The following is a 21863-nucleotide window of genomic DNA, read 5'->3' on the forward strand; positions in this document are numbered from 1 at the left end:
GCCACCGCCACCGGCGTACGAGCTGCCGCCACCGGCGTACTCCGAGGTTGATCCCGGGGGTGCGGGCACAGGTTCCGGAACCGGAGTAGCCGCCGGTGCAGCTGGCGCCGGTGTGGGCGCGGCTGGCACCGGCACGGGCGGTGCGGGCACGGGCGGTGTGGGCGCGGCTGGCACCGGCACGGGCGGTGCGGGCACGGGTGGTGTGGGCGCGGCTGGCACCGGCACGGGCGGTGCGGGCACGGGCTTGCATGGCACCGGAACCCCGGGCGGGTCGACGGACACCCCCACGACCAGCGGTAGCGTTCCGCCCGTTGCTGACAGAGGCGACACGCAGACCGATACGCAGGTCAGCCCTCAGTTGGGCATGCCGCCGGGCACGCAGGTTGGCCCCCAGTCGGGCACGCAGGTTGTTTCGCAGTCGGGCACGCAGGGTGGCCTTCAGTCCGGCACGCAGACTGGTATGCCGCCAACCACCCAGGTTGGCACGCAGGGTGGCCCGCAGACGAGCATGCCGCCGGGTGCGCAGGGTGGCCCCCAGTCGGGCACGCAGGGTGGCCCCCAGTCGGGCACGCAGAGTGGCTCGCAGTCGGGTGCGCAGACCAGTGCGCAGGGTGGCCCGCAGTCCGGTTCGCAGTCTGGGTCGCAGGGTGGTGCTCGGGCTGGCGGGTTGGCGGCAGGGCCGGCGGTGGTCTCGGATGTTCCGGGTTATGCGGGCGCGGTGGCTGATGTGGTGCGGGCACCGGGGGCGGCCGAGTCCTCGTCCCCGTCGCGGGTGTCGGTACCGGCGCCTGTGGATGTGCCGCGGCGGTCGGCGGGGTTGCTGGATCCGTCATCGGTGCGGGCGGGTAGCTCGGGTGCGTTGGCGGGTACGAGCGCGGGGCGGGTGCGGGGTGTGCTGGCGCGGGTGCGCGGTGAGCGCGCCGGCGTCGCTGGTGAGCGGGGCTCGGACGTGTCGGCGGCGGTCGCACGTCAGTTGGATGGGGGCTGGCGCAGCGGCAGCGTGGGTGATTTGGAGCGGTTGCGCCCGGGGTCGGTGACGGCTGTGTGGACGCAGAAGAGCAGGCGCGGACCGGTGGACGTGGTCCTCGTTGAGCGTCTCGAGGATGGCCGGTTTGTGCAGGTCGAGACAGTCCAGAATAAGCCGGCGGTCCGTACGGAGTTCGACCTTGCGGGTTGGTCTGGGCCGGTCAAGAAGACGCCGGCGGTCTTTTCCACGAAGTTCGTGGTCTTCACCGACACGAATCAGTTGGGTCAACTTCCCCTTGGCGCGGTGGGTGGCGTATCGCCCGTGGTGATGCCGGCCAGTACCGGTCGGGCAACGTCAGGGCCGACAGCCACGCCGGTGACGAATCTCCCGGGGGCGGTTTCGCGCGGGCCAAGGCAGTCTCGCGTGGTCCCGGGGGTCTCCGGTCAGGGTATGGCTGGCACGCTTGCCGGTGTGCCGGGCACCGGCTCTGCTGCTTCGGTGGGCGGGAGTCGGACCACGACCAGGCCGGGTCGCGACCCACAGCGAGCCCGCTCGCAGCAGTCTGACTCATCGCGATCTGGCTCGCGGCGGGTTGATGCGCAGGCGCGTAGTGGGCTCGGGCCGTTGCCGTACGCGCGGGGTCCACACCCGATGGATGTGCGCGTGGAGCCCGGCGGTGAGCGGGTCGGTCACGCACCGGGTGATGCGATGTTCGCTGTCCCGATTTACAACAATCCCTCGGATTCCGAGGTCAGGAAGACGTATCCGTGGTTGCAAGGGCTGAATCCTCGGAACAAGTGGTGGGGTTGGGGCCGACGCCGGGATGTCGGGGACGAATTCAGGACGAATTGTGTGGTTACCGCGATCGCGACGGACATGTCGTTGCGGGCAGGCGTGGGGCATAAGGCGAGTGGCACGGAGGCGTTGCTGCTGCAGCATCTGATCAATTATCAGCGTCAGCAGCTCGGGCTCCGGGATGACGTCGATGGGCTCAGGTATCGGGTCAAGGATCTTGGGTCGGTCCGAGAGGCGATGAAGGAAGCCGGCGCACCGGCCAAAGAGGCGGCTGCGCCGGGCCGGAGGAGACTCCCGCATCCGCGGGGTTTCGTGGTGGTGCGGACGCCGACAGATAAGACAGCGCATGTGTTCAACGTGGTGCGGCGAGCCGACGGCACGGTGTGTTTCCTGGATGGGCAGACCGGGCGGGCGGCTCGTCTGCCCAGGGGTGAGCACACAATTGACTTCCTGCCACTGACGTCCGATATTCCACAGCCGAGGCGTTCGGTTCGGGTGCTGGACCCGCAGCAGCGGAACCAGTTGGTAGGGGATCTCCATCAGGCCACCCGCAGCCACGTCCAGCCGTGGATCGACAATCCGCAGGATCAGACCCGTAATCCGTACGTGCGGTCGCAGGCTGCCGGATCGGCAACCGGCGTGGTGGATGCCGTCAACGGCCTGGACGTGGATGCGGACAGCTCGGTCTGGTGGGCGCAACTCGTCCACGCACGTGAACAGTTGACGCTGTTCCGTGACGCGGTGAACAGCGCGGGCCGGCCGGGGCAATCCGACACCGCGCTGACGGACCTCATCGCCCGGGTCGATGACGCCCTTGCCGCGACAACTGGTGAGCAGGGGTCGTCCCGGCGAGTCGCGGTCGAGGACCACAGCGAACTGCTAGTCGGTGGGGTGCCAGGGGTTGACGAGTCTCGTCCCGCCGGTGTGCGGGAGCAGGGTGAGTCATCGCGTTCGGACGTGCCGCCATCGGTCGGGGTGCTCGATGAAGGGCTGGTGCGGCGGCGCAGTGCGGGTCCGTCGGCGAGCACGAGCGCGGGGCGAGTGCACTCGATTCTGGCTGGTCTCCGGGGCGAGACGGTAACCGACACTGCGGGGAGCCTGACCTCCCACATATCCGGGACGGCGACTCAGGTCGGTGGGCGTTGGCAGAAGCTTGGAAAATCTGACCTGGAGCAGCTGCGACCAGGGTGGGTGACCCCCGTCTGGGTTCAGACGCCCGCTGGCCCGACGACTCCGGCCGCGCCGATGAACCTGGTGCTCGTCGAGCGTCTCGCGGATGGCCGCCTCGTGCAGATCGAAACTGTGCAGGGCGGACCGTCGGTGCGCACCGAACTCGATCCGGCCGTGTGGCAGCGTCGGCCCGGCACTGTGGTGCGGGTGGTCCGCGCTGGTGACACGTTGGGTCAGCTCAACGCATCCGGCGTCATCGTGGATCCCACCCCGCCCGCGGTGAGCTTGAGCGACGGCGCCCCGGCCACATCGCGGCGGAGTGCTGCTGCGCCGTCCGATCCACCAAAGGTGCCGGCCACGGTTCCTGTCACCCCGGCCACGGTCCCGGTCATGCCGGCCACGGTTCCTGTCACCCCGGCCACGGTTCCTGTCACCCCGGCCACGGTTCCTGCCACCCCGGCCACGGTTCCGGTCATGCCGGTCACAGACCCGCCCGCACCGGTCACGGACCTGGGCGTGACCGTTTCGGATTCGCCCCCGCCGGGTGCTGGTGTGATCGCGGGTGGGTGGACGAGGACCCAGCCCGGTCGGTTCGAGGCTGACAATCGGGCATCCCGGTGGCGGCGTCCGCCGAACGACACGGAGCGGGAAAAGCTCCGGGTGGTGTCCGCACAGCTGTGGGATGTGTCGGACGGGACGCAGCGTCCGCACAAGGAGTTGGTGGGCCTGGCGGGTCAGTTGCGTGAGGTGGGTGCCTTGCGGGATCTGCATGGTGGCGCGCACCGGGGTGAGATGGTGTTGAGCCGCCTGGGTTCGGACAAGACGCCCAGGGATGTGGCGGAGCAGTCGACGCCGGACGTGCGGTCCAAGAAGGCGGCCAGGCGTGTGGCGGGGCAGTTGATGCTGCACGTGCGGTCCAAGACCGGTAAGTCTGAGGTGTTGGGCAGTGTGGATCGGGCGGTGCGGGGGTTCGTCGCGCAGCCGGGAATCATGCAGGTCGGTGAACTGCAGGGCGAGGTGCTGACGGTGGGTGTGCCACCGGAGGGCTCGGAGAAAGTCGTCGAAAGGGATCTTCAGCGGATTCCGGTGGACGTGGTTGATCCGGGGCAGTGGGATCTGCCGACTCACACGAGTGTGCGCCTTGTGGAGGGTGAAAACGGGCCGATACTGCAGGTCCGTGGTGATGCCAGCGACGCATCGATCACGATTGGCGTGGCCGGTGAGTTGAATCGATGGGCGTATCAGCGAAGGTCTCCCCAGACCAGTGTGAAGGATCTCCAGGCGCGGTCGTTGTTGGCGCAGCATGAAGCGGTGCGTCGGCTGTATTTCCAAGGCCGGCGTTTCGGGTTGCGGAGGGCCAAGCGGTGGGTGAAGGCGTCCACCGGTTGGTTGAAGGGGGCCGGCCAGGTCGTTCATGGTGAGTGGACCCGGATCGACAGCGAGCTCAGGCAGCTCGTCCGTGACCAGGCCCAGCAGACCCAGCGCGACCAGCAGGCCCAGCAGGACCAGCAGGGCCAGCAGGGCCAGCAGGGTGTGGGGTTGAGTGAGGACGTTCGGCAGCAGGTCGCCTCGGTGGTTCGTCGGCGGGAGGGGATCCGTGTTCAGGGTCCGTTGTCGGACAAGCCGCCGTTGATTGAGCACGTGGTGCGTCGTGGGTGGGCGACGGCCACGGTCCTGCAGACGGCGTCCGCTGGGGTGATGGCTGGTCGAGCGCCTGGGTTGATCGCGAATAGCGCGGCTAGCGCTACGGTTTTCAATGCCACGCAGGCGTACTCCGATGGTGCGGCGGCGAATATCGCCGCAGGCGGTGGGCCGCCGAAGGCGACCCTCGTCGCGCCGAAGGGTGGCCCAGCGGGCCGGTATAACCCGCCCGGGTTTGGTTTGCCGACTCCGCAGTTGACGAAGAGGTTCCCCGCCGCGAGTACGAGTTCGACAACGGCGTTGTTGATCACCGGTGCTCTGACGCAGAACTGGGAGATGGGCGCGGCAGCTCTCGGTATGCAGGCCGGGCAGAGTCTGCTGGCCGGCGCTGGCTCCGACTGGTTGTTCGATCAGCCGGAAGCCGAAGCGAAGGGCAGATTCGATCATTACCGCAAACACAGCCCGGACCACCGCCGCAACATGTGGGCTGAGATGGCGTATTACCACACCCGGGAGATGTATGAGCGGTGGAACGAATCGCACCGCCGCGGTGAGCCAGACGATCTGGACGACACGTCGCGTCAACAGTTGACTGCTTTGGCCGCCGAGTTGGAATCGATGGAAAAGTCCATTGAGGCGGAAGTCAATAACAAGATCGGTGATCTGAACAGGCGACGTTCGCTGGCGAAGCGGTTTTTGGAAACGTTCCGGCCGTCCGAACCTTCGTCGTCCGAACCTTCGGCGTCCGAACCTTCGGCGTCCGAACCTTCGGCGTCCGAACCTTCGGCGTCCGAGCCAAAAAGCTATGACCTGATCGATCGTGGGGTGCCCGATGGTAGTCCGCGGGTGTGGCACAACGCTACCCGCGTCGGTGTGCAGCACACCGGTGCGCAGATCCCGTCGCTGACGTTGGCACATGTTGTCGGTAACGCGGTCGAGCTGGCTAACACCAGCGTCGTCGGTGCGGCGTTGCGGGGCATCGGCTATGGCGCCGGGTGGAGCCTGGCCAAGGATATCGAGTTCCGCGACGCCGTCGCGTTGGCCGCGTGGGACGCGCAGTACCAGCTGCGTGAGACCAGACGCCTGATCAATGCGATGCTCGAGGGCAAACGCGACGTGGAGCTCCTTCCGTTGCCCGACGCGTCGCAACGCCCGCATTGGCGTCGGCTCTCCGAGACCGCCGCCCTGGTTCGTCACCAGAAGGAAATCAACCGGGGCGTCAACCGGCCGAAGGAGGCTTATTGGTTCCATCAACTGGGCTACAAACACATCCCGGCGATGATCGGGCAGACCCTCGGTTACGGCATTGCCGCAGGTGCGGGTCTCCTTGCCGGCGGCCCGGTCGTCCCCGCGCTGATCCTGACCGGCGTTGCCGCGCAGGCCGCGACCGCCGCCGGTGAAACCTTCGTACGCGTCAACGAACCCCTCTACCGGCAGGTCGTGCGGCAACAAGCCGCCCAGGAACAGGTCCGCCGGCTGCCCTGGACCACCGCCGATTTCGTCAGCAACATCACCGAATACGGCGGCCAGGCGGTAGCCGAGAACAAGAAGATCATCCCCGTCGACATCCTGCGTCCGGACCGCAACGGAAACATCATCTACCGCTTCGGCGACGCGACGCAGCGGTACGTGATCGGCACCAAGAAGTCAGCAACCGCAGGCTTCCGCCGAATCAGCTCCCGCATCGCTGACATCGGGCACACCGGCGAACCCCTGCGCATGCTCACCCGCCGCACCGAGTCCGTCGACGGTCGACGCCAGGACGCCGCCGGTCGGGCCCCCACCACCGTGCGTCTTACCGCTACCGACCGCGCCGCGGTGGCCAGAATCAACGAGATTCTCACCGACCTCGACGCTGCCGCCAACCCCCGTAACACCGCTCGCGAGGACCTCGACCCTGACCGGCTCCGCGCCGAACTCGCCGTCCTCCTCGACGAACGGGGACTACGCACCGAACAGCAGGGTTCAGCAGCCCGCTGGAACGCTGTGGTGGCCAACCTGCGCACCCACCACAACCGTGACGTCGTCGGAAACCAGCATCTCGACGAGATGCGCGGCATCCGCCTGAACGATCAGGACACCGCCACCGCGGCACCACGCGATGCGATCACCAAAGAGCGAACCACGCAACGCGAACAGCTCTGGTCCGCGATCGACCAGGTCGAACAACCCCCGACCAAGAACCGCATCTGGTACGACGTGCTCGCCGACGACCGGCTGCACGTCCGGGTCGAAGGATCCATCTCCGCAACGATCACTGTCACCGCCGACTCATCGGTGCCGCACGCCAGCATCACCCACCGCCCCGATGACGAGGGCAAGAAGGACCGCACGCCCTACACGTTGAAGGTCAACCCCACCGTCCTGGCCGACCCGAGCAAGCTGGCCCACGTCCTAAGCGGAGCCACCAGCACCATCCGGCACAACCGACCCGGCTTGCCGCAGAAGCTCTCCCACTACTGGTCGTTCACCGCGCCCATCAATCTTCCGACCGCCACCACGGGATCGACTGCAACCCCATCCCCGCGTCCGCGACGATTGACCAAGCCCAACCCCCGCAACCAGCAGGACAGAACCACCTTCGGTCGACGCCGGACCCGGACCACCGACGCGCAGGCGCGCACCGGTCGCGGCGCCCTGCCCCACCCGACCGAGTCGTACGAGATGACCGGCCCCACCGACTGGGGTAAGGGACAGGTCGGTCACGGGTGGCAGCACTCCGGTCTCACCAAGAGGATCAAGGGCAATCCGAGTGATTCGGATGTCGAGTCGGCGTACCCGTGGCTGTGGAAAGTGAATCCGAGACGCGAGTGGTCGCCCGACTTCGCGACGAACTGTGTGATCACCTCTATCGCGACGGACATGTCCCTGCGGGAGGGCAGGCCGTTCCAAGCCAGTGGCACCAGCGCGTTGCCCGCCCAGGATCTGCTGAATTATCAGCGTCAGCAGCTAAAGATCGCGGATGACGCCGAGGGGCGGATATACCGGGTCCGTGACATCGCCTCGGTGCGGGAGGCTCTCAGCAGAGCCACGGAGGGTGAGGCCCGCGGGTTGGTGGTGGTGCGGAAGTCTCCGAAGGAGACGGCCCACGCTTTCAACGTGGTGCGCGACGCCAGCGGCTCCGTGTACTTCCTGGACGGGCAGACGGGTCAGCCGGCTCGTCTGCCCAGCGGCAACAGGGTGACGATCGATTTCCTGCCCCTGACCGCGAACATCGCCAGGCCGGAGGGGTCGAGGAGTCTCACCGAGGACTGGCTCAACTTCGACGTCGGCGTACGTGGGCAGCGCGGCGAGTCATCGCCGTCGTCGTCCGGGTCCGCCGCGAGCGCTGTCGGGCACCAGACGCGGATGCGGGACGCGGGTGATGCGCTGGAGTTGATGGCGGAGCGGGTCCGGCCGCTGCAGGAGTATCTGCAGCGCGTGGAGGCGGACAGCGCCCGACCAGAAGCTGATCTTGTGTTGATGGCGTCCGGTGATCGGGTGTGGGCCGAGGTTCGGGTGCCGGGTCGGGACCAGCCGGTCAGCTTCGGTCTGGATCCCTCGGGCAGTTCCCTCCTCGACCCGTCGTCGAGGGTGCTCGCGACGGTCCGGGTCAGCCCGGCGCAGTTGACGGACGCGGTCCTGTTCAGCTTCGAGAATTCCGACCTCTGGATGAACTCGCTGCTGGAGGGCAACTCGGAGTTCGTGCGGAGGTTCGTCAAGGCGGCGGTGGGTCATCGGATCACCGACGCCTCGATGGACGCCTCGGTGCCGGAGTTCGTCTCGGCGATGACGCAGCACTCCAGCCGGACGTGGTCCGATGCGGCGAACCCGGTCACCAGTTTGGATGGGTCGGACACGAGGCGGTTGGCGTCCGCCAGAGGCTCCTTGGTGTCGAGTGGCGAGCGGGGGAGCGCGGCCCTGTCCTGGGGCCGTTACCAGGTGGCGCTCGACCATCAGCGTCCGGTGGTGGGGCCGGGGCAGGTCACCACCGACGGCCAGCGGGCCCAGTTCGGCTTGCTTGATTCGTTCGCCGTGCTGGTGGCGGCGGAGTACGTCGCCAACGGCGAGAGCGCGGCGGTGGGGTTGTCCCAGCGCCTGGGGCGGAACTACGGCACGCTTCGTAGCTTCACTCTGCTTCCCTCGCCGAGGGCGGAATTCGACTTGAACGGCTCTCGGCCCCAGGAATGGGTGGAACGATTCATCGATCATGCTCGGCCGTTGCGTGAGCATGTCGAGCGTGAGATCGACAGCCCGGCGGACGACATCGAGCTTGTTCTGTTGGCCGCACCGTCCCGGGTGCTGGCCAACGACGTACCGTTCAGCCCGGGGCACGCGGTGGTCGCGATCCGGCTTCCGGACGGAACTCAGGTGGCCCTCGGGTTCTATCCGAACGAGGGCATGTTCGGTGCGAGGGGCGCGATTCACGATGATGGGCGTTACGTGTCGGCCCGGCATGCTCGGGTTCTTGGCACCTACCGCATCAACGCGCAACAGCTCAGGGATGCGTATCTGTTCGCGGCGGAGGGCTCCGACGCGAACTACCACCTGCTGAACAGTAACTGTGTGGTCTTCGCGACGAGTTTCGTAAGTGCCGCGCTCGGGCGCCCCGTCGTCGATGCGTCGGTCACCACGCCGGATGCCCTCATCGCCGAGCTCAGCACCGGCTCGGCGTTGGATTGGACGGACGGCAGCACGACGAGTCAGGTCAGGCTGCGGCGGCCGCACGGGGAACAACTCGTGTCATCCCGGGCGTACCTCGACATGGTGGGGCACCACACCGACGCGTATCGCGACGCGATCGCCTGGGCGAGGTTCCAGGTGGCGATCGACCACCAGCGTCCGCTGGTGACGCACGACCCCACCGACCGGCAGATCAGCCAATTCGCGCTCCTCGACCTGTTCACCACGCTCGTCGCCGCCGAGTTCCACGCCAACGGCGAAGACGCCGCCAGAGCGCTGTCGCGTGAACTCGGCTACTCCTACGGCACGCTGCGCCAACCAGTCTCGTTCGACGAGGATCCGCGAACCGCACGAACCAGCCCTCAACTGACCCCAGATTCCGAGGACGACACCGACGACGCGTTGGCCTCCGAGGTCATATTCGACGCGGGCGACGCCTTCGACACGGATGACGCGGACCGGAAGGCGCGTACCCCGGGGCAGCGCGCTCGTGACCTCTTCGGTCTCACACCCCACGACCGGACAACGCCGGTACGGCTCGACCCGACAGACCTCGACCACGTCGTGAACGACGTCGTCGCCCTCGTCCGCGAGCCGGGCGACGCCGGCCAATGGTCGCTGGCCGAGTGCGTGACCATGGTCAACTGGTTCATCCGTCGGGTCTACCCGGGCGGCGTCTGGGTCGCCAACGCCTCCGACGACCTACCCGTCGGCCTCGGCGGAGTCGCCGGAGTACGCTCCAGCCTCATCGCAGGTCCCGGCTGGGCCCAGGTACACGACCCGCAGGCACTCTGGGACACCTTGGACCGACAGGGCATCGGCGCGAGCGTCCTCCTCCTGGAGAGCCGTGGCGACGACACCGCCGGTCACGCACGGGTGTGGCACCACACCTCATCAGGCATACAGGGCGTCGACCCCCAACCGAACGGTCAGGGCATCCGAAAGCTCCACGGCCCTGACCACGGTGACGGCGCCGTACAAACGTGGGCGATCGTGCTCGACGCCCATGGCCGCGTGGTGGACCCGGCAGGTCTTCCGGACGGCACATCCTGGGCGCAACCCGAGTCGACCCCGCCGGCGCCGGCGTTGCTCGACGCCCCGATCAATCACGAGTTCGGTCGCTACGGCGACGAGGAGGAGAACCAGCAGGTACGCCTCGGCGCCATGGTCCCGAAGGGCGAGGTGCTGCTGACAAACGCGGACGGCAGCGTGCGGGTCGTCGCCGACGTGGCTGGCTGGCTCTCTGACGGCCAGCGCTTCCACGGAAACCTGAACAGCTTCCCCCGCGGTCAGCGACCGCAGGTACACCCGGTGCCTGTTCCGGAGACCATCACGGCCCCCGCCGCGATTCTCGCAGGCGAGTCCGGCCGGACATTGTCGGAGCTGGACGTCGACAGGCTCAGAATCCGGAACATCCTGAACGGGAGCCGGGGAGAGACGCTGGCCCAGCTCTTCCATGGGACCGAATACGTGGTCAACCCGCGCTACGCGAACCTCACCGCCACGGCGGACCCGACGGTCTTCCCCCGTGGAGACAACCTGTACGTGCAGGCGACGATGGGGGTCCCGGTCGACGCGATCGGCCCCGTGCTCGACACGGCCCTGGCGGTGAGCCGCGTCGCGCCCGAGCCCGGTGTGGTCGTGCGAGGTGAGCCGGAATCGGTGCCGTTGCTCCACGCGGGGCGTCACTTCGGCGCAGAGATGGCTCGGCTCTACTCTGCCTCGCTCGGGTACCCCGTCCACGACAACGCCGACGTCGAGATGCTCGCGGCGCTCGACGCCGACCTCGGCACGATCTACGGCAATCTCGCTCTCGCTCTCACTCAGGCTGGAGTGCTTCCTCTCTGGTTCAGGAGTCGGCACCACAGGCCGATCCACGTCAAGGGGTATCTGGCGCTCGCCGCGCGCACCTCGTTGCCGGCTGTCCGAGAGGGGATGCCGCCTCACCTGCGGACATTCCTGTCGACGCATCGCGCTGCGGCCCACGACCGGGCCGCAGACGCGATGCGGCGGTCCTTCCCGACGCTGGCCCACGACATCAGGGAGAACGAGGGCTGGGATCGCAGCCGCGACAGCCCGCTCTTCGACGTGGGGCTCAACATCGTCCCCGGGATCGGCCCGATGTCCGGCGGCCGCTACCTCGACCAGCTACTTCAGGGCACGGATCCCGGGCTCACGCCCGAAGCCGTCTTCGGCGTCGGAGGCCCTCACCAGTTGGATCGCCGGGCGCCTCACCCGCCTGAGGTGCTCATCGAGATGAGGATGCTGGGCGCTGGCAACCAGACACCTGAGGAGTACGCGGCGATCAGGGAGCAGCTGATCGCCGTGGCGCGGCGGGCCGACCGCATCTCCGAGTACCGCGCAACCTTGGTCACCACGCCCACGGGCCGGGCGATCGTTGCCGCAGTACGGAGTGCGGCCTCGGTTCCTCTGCCGCAACGGGCGCCGCGCGTCAACGCGATCCGCGGTGCCGTACTCGCTCACCTGCGTCAGCGCCCCGGAGACGCGGCGCGCCTCGCCGAGGTGCTCGCGCCCGCGGAACAGCGGTTGGGGTCGCTCATGCCCCCGGCAATGCCGAGGAACCTGCTGCTGCCGCCGCGCCCGCCTTTCGGTGGCTCTGGCGCCCCGCGCCGTAGCGGGCACCCCGGAGGCTCCACCACGAACCTGACGGTGCCGTCCCCGCCTGTGCTGAGCCGGCTGGACGCCCTGGCCGCGGAGTTGTACCCGGCGGGAGTGTCGTCGCTGCCCGGACCGGCGTCGGCACCTGCGGCGTTCGCCAGCACGAAGCGGTGGGGTAGGACGCCCTCGTGGGCGGCGGTCGACTCGGCGGTGCGGAACGCGGGACCGGGTAGTACGGCGTTCGTGCAGGCGACGCGGCCGGACGGCAGTGAGCACGGCTTCGTGATACAGCACGCCTCGGACGGCAGGATCGTGCGTGTCGACCTGCCCGAAGCCTCCCCACAGATCGCACGGCCGGCGCGTTCAGATTCTCCGGCAGCGGCACGGGTGTTGGTGGTCGACGCACAAGGTAACCCGGTCACGGGAGCACTCTCCTCGGCGAGCAACTTCGTCGCCGGGACGTCAACGGTTCCGGATGATGCGGCGGCGCTTCAGGCATTCGACTGGCTTGATTCGGTCAATCCGGGCGAGTCCGTTACGAACTGCGTCTTGACCGCGGTGGTATCGGACATGAGCTACCGGGAGTCAGCTCGGATCCTGGCTCCGGTTGAGTCCAGGCAGCCCGAGGCTTATCTGGTGAACTATCAGCGGCAGCAGTTGGGCCTGTCGGATGATTCCGAGCCGCCGGTCTTCCGGACGGACCCGGGGTCGATCCGGCAGGCGATGGAGCGGGCCGGGGACGGCGCACGGGGCATCGTGTTGGTTCGTGCTGTGAGACCGGGCAGTGCGACGACGGTGCATGCCATCAACGTGGTCCGGCATCAGGGTGAGGTCGTCTTCCTCGATGGGCAGCGGAAGGGTCTGGCCCAGGTCCCGGAGGGCTTCGACGAGTGGGTTTTCCTTCCGCTGACCGAGGGCATTGACGTGCCGGCGAGGTCGGATCACGTCGCGCCGTCTGAGTTGGATGCTCTGGCCGGTGCCATCGGCCTGGAGGGCGAGGAGAACACCATTGTGGTGCTCGCCCATGAGGAAAGGCCGAGGATCGGGGCTGTACTGGCGAGAAGGCGCGCACGTGTCGGCGTTGAGGGAGATTATGATCTCGAAGTAACCCTGGACAAACGCTCCTACTTTCAGGGCGCCGACGGATCGCTGTACGAGGATGGATTCGTCGATGACTCTACGGTGAGGATGCGCGAGGGCTCCTGGCAGGACCTTCCCATTATCGAGACGATCACCGCTCCAACGAAAGTCACATCGGGCGACGTGGGTAGGCCGGAGTGGTCCGATGTCTACCGGGAATATCGGACGGTGTTGGCGGGCACGGCTACGGCACCGCTGTACCACTCCGGCTCGAGCGCGCCAGCAGGTCTGCCAATCGAGGACGTCTATCGCCCAGAAGATGGTTGGGTCGTGACCGAGCAGGGGCGGGGAGCGCGCTTGTTCGCGGCCTACCGGACCGATCAACTTTACGTCCAGTGGAACGTCGGCGTGCCGCTCGACGATGGTCTCGCCTTTGTGCAGTGGATGCTTGAAGGCGATCGCACCTGGAGACCGGTTCCACGGCATCTCCTGGAACATGGATTGCAGTTCGGCCGGTCGGTGACGGCTCGGTACCTCGGAGTTCCGCCCGGTGACGTGGAGAAATATCTGTCCGTCCCCGGGGTGTCAGCGCTGTGGTCTCTGATGACACATACATACACACATGCGGGCGCGGCGGCGATTGGCGCGACCTATAATAAGATCGGCATCGGCAAGAATCTGCTTGCAGTGGGTCTGCGGAATCCGCTTTCCTCGGTCAGGGCCGAGTTGCCCAGCGCGGTGCGCCAGTTCCTGGACGCGAACGCCGCGCAGATCAGAAGCCTCTTCGCTAAACATTTCGAAGCCAACGGCGCGGTTTACGAGTCGTTTATGGGCAGAAAGGACGGGGGCGACGTACGGGTTTTGCAGAGGTCGCTGACTGCGTTCTCGTACCACACTATCGAAGATTACCTCGACAACGCGCTTCTTGATAATCCCGACTCGTTCATCGATCAACGCACAGCTATCGGACTGAACAAATCAGCGAGGGATTTTGCCGGGCTTGACGACAATTCCGGGCGAATGGAGAAGTCTGCCGTTTACGAGGTCCGGAATTTTCGAGAGATAGAGGTGTCGCCCACTGAAATAGATAATCATCGACGCGAACTCGTCGACCATCTGCGCGGCCTCCGGGGCAGGCGCAACGCGGCCGCACAGGCGGCCACGGGAACAGCCGGATCCGCTCCTGGTCCGACGACGCGACCATCAGTAGTTCCGGCTCCCGTAGTGCGGCCATCGTCGAATCCACCTAGGCGGCCACTTCCTCGGCCTGGCGGGCCAGTCGCGTCTGGCTCTGCCGCCACAGGTGACCCGACGACGGGTTCGCGCCATCTACCGGGCTCTGATAACGAGCGCGTGCAACAGGCGCGGCAGCTGCCGCCGCTGCCGAGCATGTCCCGGCAGGACCCGCCGGCTCAGCCCGGGGCCGGCCTAGCGGGCGAGCCTATCGCTGTCGGTGGCGTGGTCATCAACAACGATTTCGTCACCGACGTGAACGGGCAGCTCCGGACATTCAATGTCCACCCCCAAGGCGCGCAGGTGGTAACGGAGCGCGTTCAAGAAATGGCGTCCGTACGATGGGTGCCCACGAACCACCCGCAACTGGCGTACTGGACCGCGTACTACATTGCGAGCAATGGCCGAGTGCCCGGACTGCGCGGTGGTAGCCCGCGATGGTCGGGGGCGCCGGCCTCCGCGCCGGCCGAGGGATCCGCTGCTGCCCCACGCGCCGTGGCAGGTCCTCGCGTTCGTGAATATGCGACGGAACACGCGCAGCAGCGGTCGCAGCTGCGCCCGTTGCCGCATCCGTTGCCGACCATGTTGCAGCGGGGCCCGGCGGTTGAGCCCGGTGCGGGCCGGTTGGTCGATCCAATTGTCGCTGGGGTGGTCATCAACGCGGAGTTCGTCACGGACGTGAACAAGGTGCTGCGAGACTTCGGGGACGACCCCGTGGATCCGCAGGTGGTGAACGAGCACGTCCGCGAAATGGAGAAGGCATACCCGGGGGTGGCCACGACCCACCGGATCCTGGCGGAGTGGGCAGCGTCCTACATCGCGTTCGGCGAGGTACCGAGTTTGCCCGACGGTAGCCCTCGCGGCGACGGGCGCAGCGGCAGCGGTCAGTCGTCTTTGCAGACGCCTGTTCTGCCAGGTCCGGAAACGCAGGGATCGGCGATCCCACCTGAGCCGGCGGGTGACCACTCCGACGTCGGAGCCGAGGGGCAAGGGGAATCGACGTCAGTGAACCCCGCTGACCACGGCGGCATGACGGATACGGGGCACGACCCGGACTCGGGCCCGGACTCGGACTCGGACTCGGACCCGGGCCCGGACCCGGGCCCGGACTCGGACTCCGACTCGGACCGAAGCTCTGAGAGCGATGAGTCCTCCTCCGCCGGGCCTCGGCAACTCCCGCCGAGAGAGGCGGCGACGCTTGCCGAGTGGTCTCGGGAGCTGGAGTTTCTGTTCGGGGACCTGTCGGGTCCGGCGCTGGCGTCGAGGTGGGATGCCGATACCGTCGGTAACCCAGTCACAGGTCCGTCGTTTAATGAGATCATTCTCCGCAACACGAAGGTGTCCTGGCGTTTCATGGTCGGTGCCGGCACCGGTACCGGCGTTGTCGCCGCTCCCGTCGTTGGCTCGATGCCGGAGGACATGCTCCACGGCCGGGAGTTCGAGGACCTTCTCGACGATATGACGAAGGTTGACCCGACGCTGACCCCGGAGGCGCTGCGGAGACAATTGCGAGCTGGTGATTCAGCTGTCGGTGTGGAATTTGACGATCAGGGTCGCGCCGTGGTCAGTCCGGCCTATTTCGCGGGCGAGCTTACCTACGACGAGCAGGCTCGTCAGTGGACGGTCAGTGACCGTTCCAGCGCGTACATGGACCCGTCTGTCCGTGACTATGCGTTGGATCGGGATCGGCAGTGGTGGTTGTCGAACGTCGCCGCCGTGTTCAGCCGCCGCCTGGGGACGTCGGTTCGGGCGCTGCCGCCGGCAACGGGCCCGTCTTCCGCGCCGGAACAGCTGAAGGTCGTAAACGAGGACCGGATCCGGTACGTGAAGCGGCAGGCGCAGGCGATCGCAGCCCGCTACGACGTATTCAATGATGACCGAGCGGAGATCGCGGCAGCCGCCGAGGGGGTGCTGCTCGACGTCGACGCGTCGGTGGACGCGGCGGTGACGGCCGCGGCGGAGCGGGCACGGCAACTTGGTGTGGGTGCGGCCGGGCCGTTGGCGGCGCCCGAGAACGTGCCTACGGCGGAGGAGGAGCTAACCCGGAGTCGGCAACGGCAATCGGCGATGGCCCACGGATATCTCGATGTCAGGATGCTTCGGCGGATCCGCAACAAGCTGTTCGCCGACGCCGGGCCAGACCTGCCCGAGGTGACGTCGGACCAACAGGCGATCGCCATGGCGCGTACCTTCGTCTACAAAGCAAGCACCATGGACGTGGCTGACGACGTACTCGATAGTCGTTCGGCTGCGCATGAATGGGCGCTGGCTGCGGGCGATGCCGTCACAGACGCGGTGGAAAGCCTCCCCGGCTCCGACAGCGCCGAATACCGTGGCACCGTCTACCTGCAGGTGCGCGACGATAGTCTCGGGTTGCTGCCGCCCGTGGGCGAGGTGCTGACGCTTCCGGGTGCGCTGCCCGCCACGACCACGTCACCGACGCCAGTAGCGGGATACACGGTGCTGAAGCTGGCTGTGCGCGACGCGGTGAGCCTCGTGCACGCTGACATCGACAATGCGGTGCTCATCCGGGCGAATACCCATTTCACCATCGAGTCGATCGGTTCGGATGAAGCGGTCCTCGGCGCGATTCCGAGCCCGCGTGTGGCGTCGGTGGATGGTCCGGCGGTTTACACCACCACCCGGACCTTGACTCTCGGGGCGGCCGATCCGGGGACGCGCATTCAGCTTCCGCGGATGTCCGCGCTCCAGGACAGAAGCCTTCTGGCTCCTGGCAACGACAACGTCACCCTCATCGTGCATCCGCTGGCGCCGCCACCCCTGAACGGGGAGCCAGTGTCCCTGGACCCACGCGCCAGTTACGAGGTGCACTCAAGCAAGCGGGACGAGACAGCTGAGGGGAAATGGGTCATCAAGCTGTTGGAGGTGTCCGGGCCGGCGCGCACCGCATGGGGCCGGCCAACCGAAATGCCGTGGCTGCCGCTGCGAGAAGGCGGGCCATTGTCCACCGCCGAGGCGATGGCGTGGCAGGACGAAAAGCTGGTGACCCAGGCGCAAACCACCCGGCTACGCGCGCAGGGGCTACGGATGGTGCCTTCGGCGCTACTCGTCGAGGGTGGTTACCTGAACTCGGTGATGAACGCGAGCCTGCCCCCAGCGGAGCACCGTACCGACTGGAGCGACGTCATTCAGGCGAGCATACCCGCTCTTCAAGCACATGCTCAGGCTCTCGGGTTGCCGCCAGGCGCCGACCTCGAGGAGATGCTGGATGGTCCGGAAGCGGTGAATTTGCTGCCGGCCCTGCTTCTCTTGACCTTTCCTCACCTCTCGCTGGTGGTCATTCGTCCAGATGGATCTCTCGTGCGTTTCCGGTATCCGGGTCCGGAGCGGCAGTCGGAGATGGTGCTGGTGCAGACCTCAGCTGGGCTGCGGCCAGCGTTGGATGAACGGAGCGTTGTCGCCAGCGAGCCGGGCACGCCAGAGTCATATGAGCCGAGGTCCCAGATGGCGGACGCGCGGTTGATCGACGAGGCGTTCGGCGTGTCTTCAGAAACCGTGCGGCTGGTGAACGGGTACCTCGCTGACCGGCACCGTCACCCGGTGAGCCCAGCTCGGATCGTGCAGGCGCGCAGAGCGCTTGAGCGGCGTAACGACGCGTTTGTGGTCGAGGATCTGCAGCAAATCGCTGATCACATCCTCGACGCCGACAGTCTTTCGATGCCGAAGTCGGACCCGCCCAGCCAGGCCTCGGTCGGGGCCCAGGCCTGGGACGCAGAGCTGGACCTCCGGTTCGGCGACCTGGCGGGTCCGGCGTTGGTGAAGGAGAGGGAGCGTGATGCCAGCGGTGAGGTTCGGGTCAATTCGTTCTTCTCGTCGTCGCTGGCTGATCTGTCGCCGTCGGTTGTTCGTGACAACCCGCAGGCGTACTGGAATTTCGCGGTTGGCGCGGACGGTGTCATTCGTGTCGGTGGCGAGGTGCCGGAAGCGTTGCTTTCCGAGCCGACGTTCGAGCAGCTTCTGACCGGAATACGGGAAGCCGACCCCACGGTGACCCGCGACCAGTTCAGCCTTGGGCACCCGACGGTCAGTGTCGAGTTTGATGATCAGGGCCGGACCGTGGTCAGTCCGGCCCGTGTCGCTGGTGAGTTGCGCTACGACCGGGCGCGCGCTCAGTGGATGGTCAGCGACCTCTCCGGCCGGTACATGTCAGAAGGCGTGCGTGATCATGCGCTTGGGCGGGACGTGCATTGGTGGTTGTCGAACGTAGCCGACGCTTTCAGCCGCCACCTGGGGGTGCCGGTTGGTGTGGCGCCGGTGATGGTCTCTCGTTCGGACTGGATGCCCGACGGCGCGGACCGGGCTCGGGACGTGCGGCGTCAGGCGGAGGCGATCGCTGCTCGGTATGTCGGTGCGTCCGACGCGGAGAGGGACGAGATCGCCAACGCCGCGGCTAGTGTGTTGTCTGACCCCAATGCACTGGTGATTGGGGCGGTGCAGGCCGCCGCAGCGAGGGCACAGGCGCTCGGCGTGCCCGCGGCACCGGAGTTGACGGCGCCCGTGACACCGCCCACGGCGGTCGACTCTCATGCCCGCGACATGCAACGTCAACTGGCGGTGGCTCGCGGATATCTCGATGTCAGGCGGGTTCGCCAACGCCAAGCCGATTTCCGACGCCGACGGTTCCGCGGTGGAGTGCCCGGCAATCCTCAGTGGGAGGCGCGGTGGTTGCGGCAGGCCAACGCTTCCATTTTCCTGCATCTGCCAGCAGAAGATGTCTTCCATGATGTAGTCAATCAACGGTCACCCCTGCATGAGGCCGCATTGGCCGCGGGTGACGTCGCCAGCGACGTCGTGAAGGAGGACAACAACTGGGCACAGCGGCGAACCGTTTATCTGCAGATTCGTGCCGACGACGTACCGGCCCACGGCGAGGTGTTCACGACGCCGGGCGCGCTGGTTGCCGCTGCGGTGTCGCCGGACCCCGCACCGGGTCATGTGGTGCTTGAGTTGCAGGTGTGGTCCGCAGTGAGCACGACGAGCGACTTCAGGCTTGGCGGCGTGCTCATCTGGCCGGGCAGCCAATTCGACGTAGACGCGTCTGAGCCCCACGCGCCGCTCCTCGTTGAGTTGCTGGAACCACACGTCGCGTCCGTGGATGGCCCGGCTGTCTACCTCACCACCCGGGTACTGGACCTCGGCGACCCGATCGTGGGCGATCGCGTTCAACTCCCCGCGACGAGAGCGTCTCGGGTGGAGCAAGACCTGACGCCGGGTAATGACAACATCACGCTTGTCGTGCACCCGCTGGCACCGCTGCCCCAGGGGGCGGGGCCGGTGTCGCTGGACCCACGCGCCAGCTACGAGATCAGTTCCGTCGTATCCGACGACAACGGTCGGCGGCTGCGGGTCGAACTGGTGGAGGTGTCCCGGTCGGCGCCGGACGAACGGGCCAACAAGCCGACCGAAATGCCGTGGATGCCGTTGCGGGCTCAGGGTCCCTTGTCGTCGGCTGAGGCCCGAGTGCCGCAGGACGCGGACCTGGTGACGGCGGCACAGACCACCCGGCTGCGCTGGCAGGGATGGCGGTTGGTGCCGTCGGCCTTGTTGGTCGAGGGTGATCTGAACTCGGTGTTGAACGCTGCCGGCGTGAACGATGTCGGGGATCATCGGGACTTTCTGCGCGAGCGCATCGTTGCCGATGGTCTGTCTGCGGGGGACTTCGGGTTGCCGGCGGACGCGGATCTGGTCGCGATGCTGGACGGTCCAGAGGCGGCGGACATCGTGCCGGCTCTGGTCTCCATGTCCCACCCACTCTCGGTGGTGGTGGTTCGCCCGGACGGTTCCCTGATGCTGTTTCAGAACCAGGAGGATCCCGAAGCGCCGGCAGTGGTGCTGGTCCAGACGTCGCGTGGGCTGCGGCCGGCGTTGGCGGACAGCACGGTTGTGACTGCTGAGCCAGCCACCCCGCAGTCGTACCAACCCCGATCCCAGATGGCGGATCCGGCGTTGGTGAACGCGGCGTTCAGGGGCGACCCGGAATTCCGACGTGAGGTGAACGCGCATCTGAGGACCCTGGAACATCCACAGGTCAGCGCAGCGCGAGTTGAGCTAGGTCTCGCTGAACTACGTGCCAAGTCCTCGCCGCCAACCAACGCGCGTGCTTTGGCGGAGTGGACGGCGCACTACATCAAGTTTGGGCAGGTGCCGCGTCTGCCTGGCGGAGCACCACGCGCACACGCAGACGATGACACATCATCGCGTTCGACAAGTCGCCGTCGCGTCCCCACCTCCACTGCTGGCACCTCCAGCACCGCAGGAGCATCCACCTCCGCCGGGTCGACCGTCGCCGGATCGTCAGCGAGCGCCAGCACGGCTACCCGGGCAGGCGAGGGACCGAGCACCACCAACCCCGTTGCGGTGCCCATCGCCAGTGATGGCACCACTGTCAGTGGCGATCCCGACGAGGCTGGTGAGCGGGTTGGCGCTGCCGGCATTAGCGTGACGATAGGCCCCGACGGGAATGGAAAGGTGGCCTTCGAGAACAAGCGCACCGTCCTGCAACCTCACCATGCAGCGCTGTTGGCAGAGTTGACCAGTGCCACCGCAAATGGGGAAGGGCTCACTGCCACGGAACTCCAGAAAGCGCTCGGAACGGCGGTTCCTGGAAAACCTCCTACCGTAACACAACTCAAAACATCTCTCCGTGCACTCACAGATTGGCTTCCCAAGTGGAGTGGCGGCCGTTTCCGTATTCTCGAAACCGCCGCTCATCGTGATTCTGCTTGGGTCCAAAGTTGGCGCCTGGACTCGCTTCCGATCGCCGCTTCCAATCCTCCGGCGACGGGCGTGCGGAAACGTCCAGAGCCCGCCAAGCGGAAACCCCGTGAGCGCGTCGCCCCGACACGCCCCAGTGGACCCGATAGCAGGCTGATGGATAAGGGCGCGTGGCAGATGTTGCAGGTTCTTATCTCTCTTCAGGGTGAGCGGAGCACGTGGAAAGAGATACGAACGCGGGCATTGGCGTTGTTCGGCGGCGGGTTCGGCTTCTCCGCCTCGGAGAAACAGGTAACCGATGCGCTCAACAGGTTGCAGAGGCTCCGACCGAACATGGTCCGCACGGACGGTGAGCGGTGGTGGGCATCGCATCCTTCCGGGGGCGCGGCCGATCCTGCCGTGCCGGGAGCAACGTCTGATGCCGGGCCTGCCGCCCCTGCCTCAGTGCCGCCTGCCAGGCAGGGTCCGCCTGGCCGGGACAGCATGGCCGCCGGCCTCGGCCGCAGCGCCGGGGATGACGTCAATTCGATCAGTCTCGACGAAATGACGGATTTCGTCGCTTCACTAACGCGACCCCATGATGACGGGCCGATGCTCACCTGGGACCCCACTGGATACCCACCGGCATCGCCTGGTCAAGCAGCGCCCCCCGGGTGGCCCCAGACGCGGCCGGAGTCGTCCACCAGCGGCGAATCCTATCCCGACCAGTGGTTCTCGGATCCGATATCGGATTGGGACTACTTCCTCCGCAGCACTCCGCAGGAGATCGCTCACGATACGTACGGAGCGCTGCCTGTCTATCCCGATTCAACACCCGGCACCGCCTCAAACTTCACCATTAATGACTGGCCCCCAGCCGGAACGAGCACCGATGACTGGGCCCTGTAGTGGTCGATGCGGAGGGCCCGTACCCGGGCCAGGCGTGCTGTCCGGGAGGGGAGTGTTCCAGTCGCATTTCGCC

At 66.9% G+C, this 21863-nt stretch carries 2 protein-coding genes; one reads left to right on the forward strand and one right to left on the reverse strand.

The window, feature by feature from the left end:
* The coding region (locus tag V6U86_RS31530; RefSeq protein WP_334509811.1) for a hypothetical protein at nucleotides 1-250 on the reverse strand (250 nt) is incomplete at its 3' end.
* Between the two features lie 1368 nt (nucleotides 251-1618).
* Here V6U86_RS31530 and V6U86_RS31535 point away from each other — a divergent pair.
* On the forward strand, nucleotides 1619-21790 hold the full coding sequence (locus V6U86_RS31535) for a toxin glutamine deamidase domain-containing protein (RefSeq protein ID WP_334509813.1): 20172 nt from the start codon (nucleotides 1619-1621) through the stop codon (nucleotides 21788-21790).
* The last annotated feature ends 73 nt before the right edge of the window (nucleotides 21791-21863 follow it).

This window comes from Micromonospora sp. CPCC 205558 (assembly GCF_036902955.1).
Lineage (GTDB): Bacteria > Actinomycetota > Actinomycetes > Mycobacteriales > Micromonosporaceae > Micromonospora.

Coding starts and splice junctions, on each gene's coding strand:
- V6U86_RS31535 (WP_334509813.1), top strand. CDS start 1,619: ATGGATGTGCGCGTGGAGCCCGGCGGTGAGCGGGTCGGTCACGCACCG.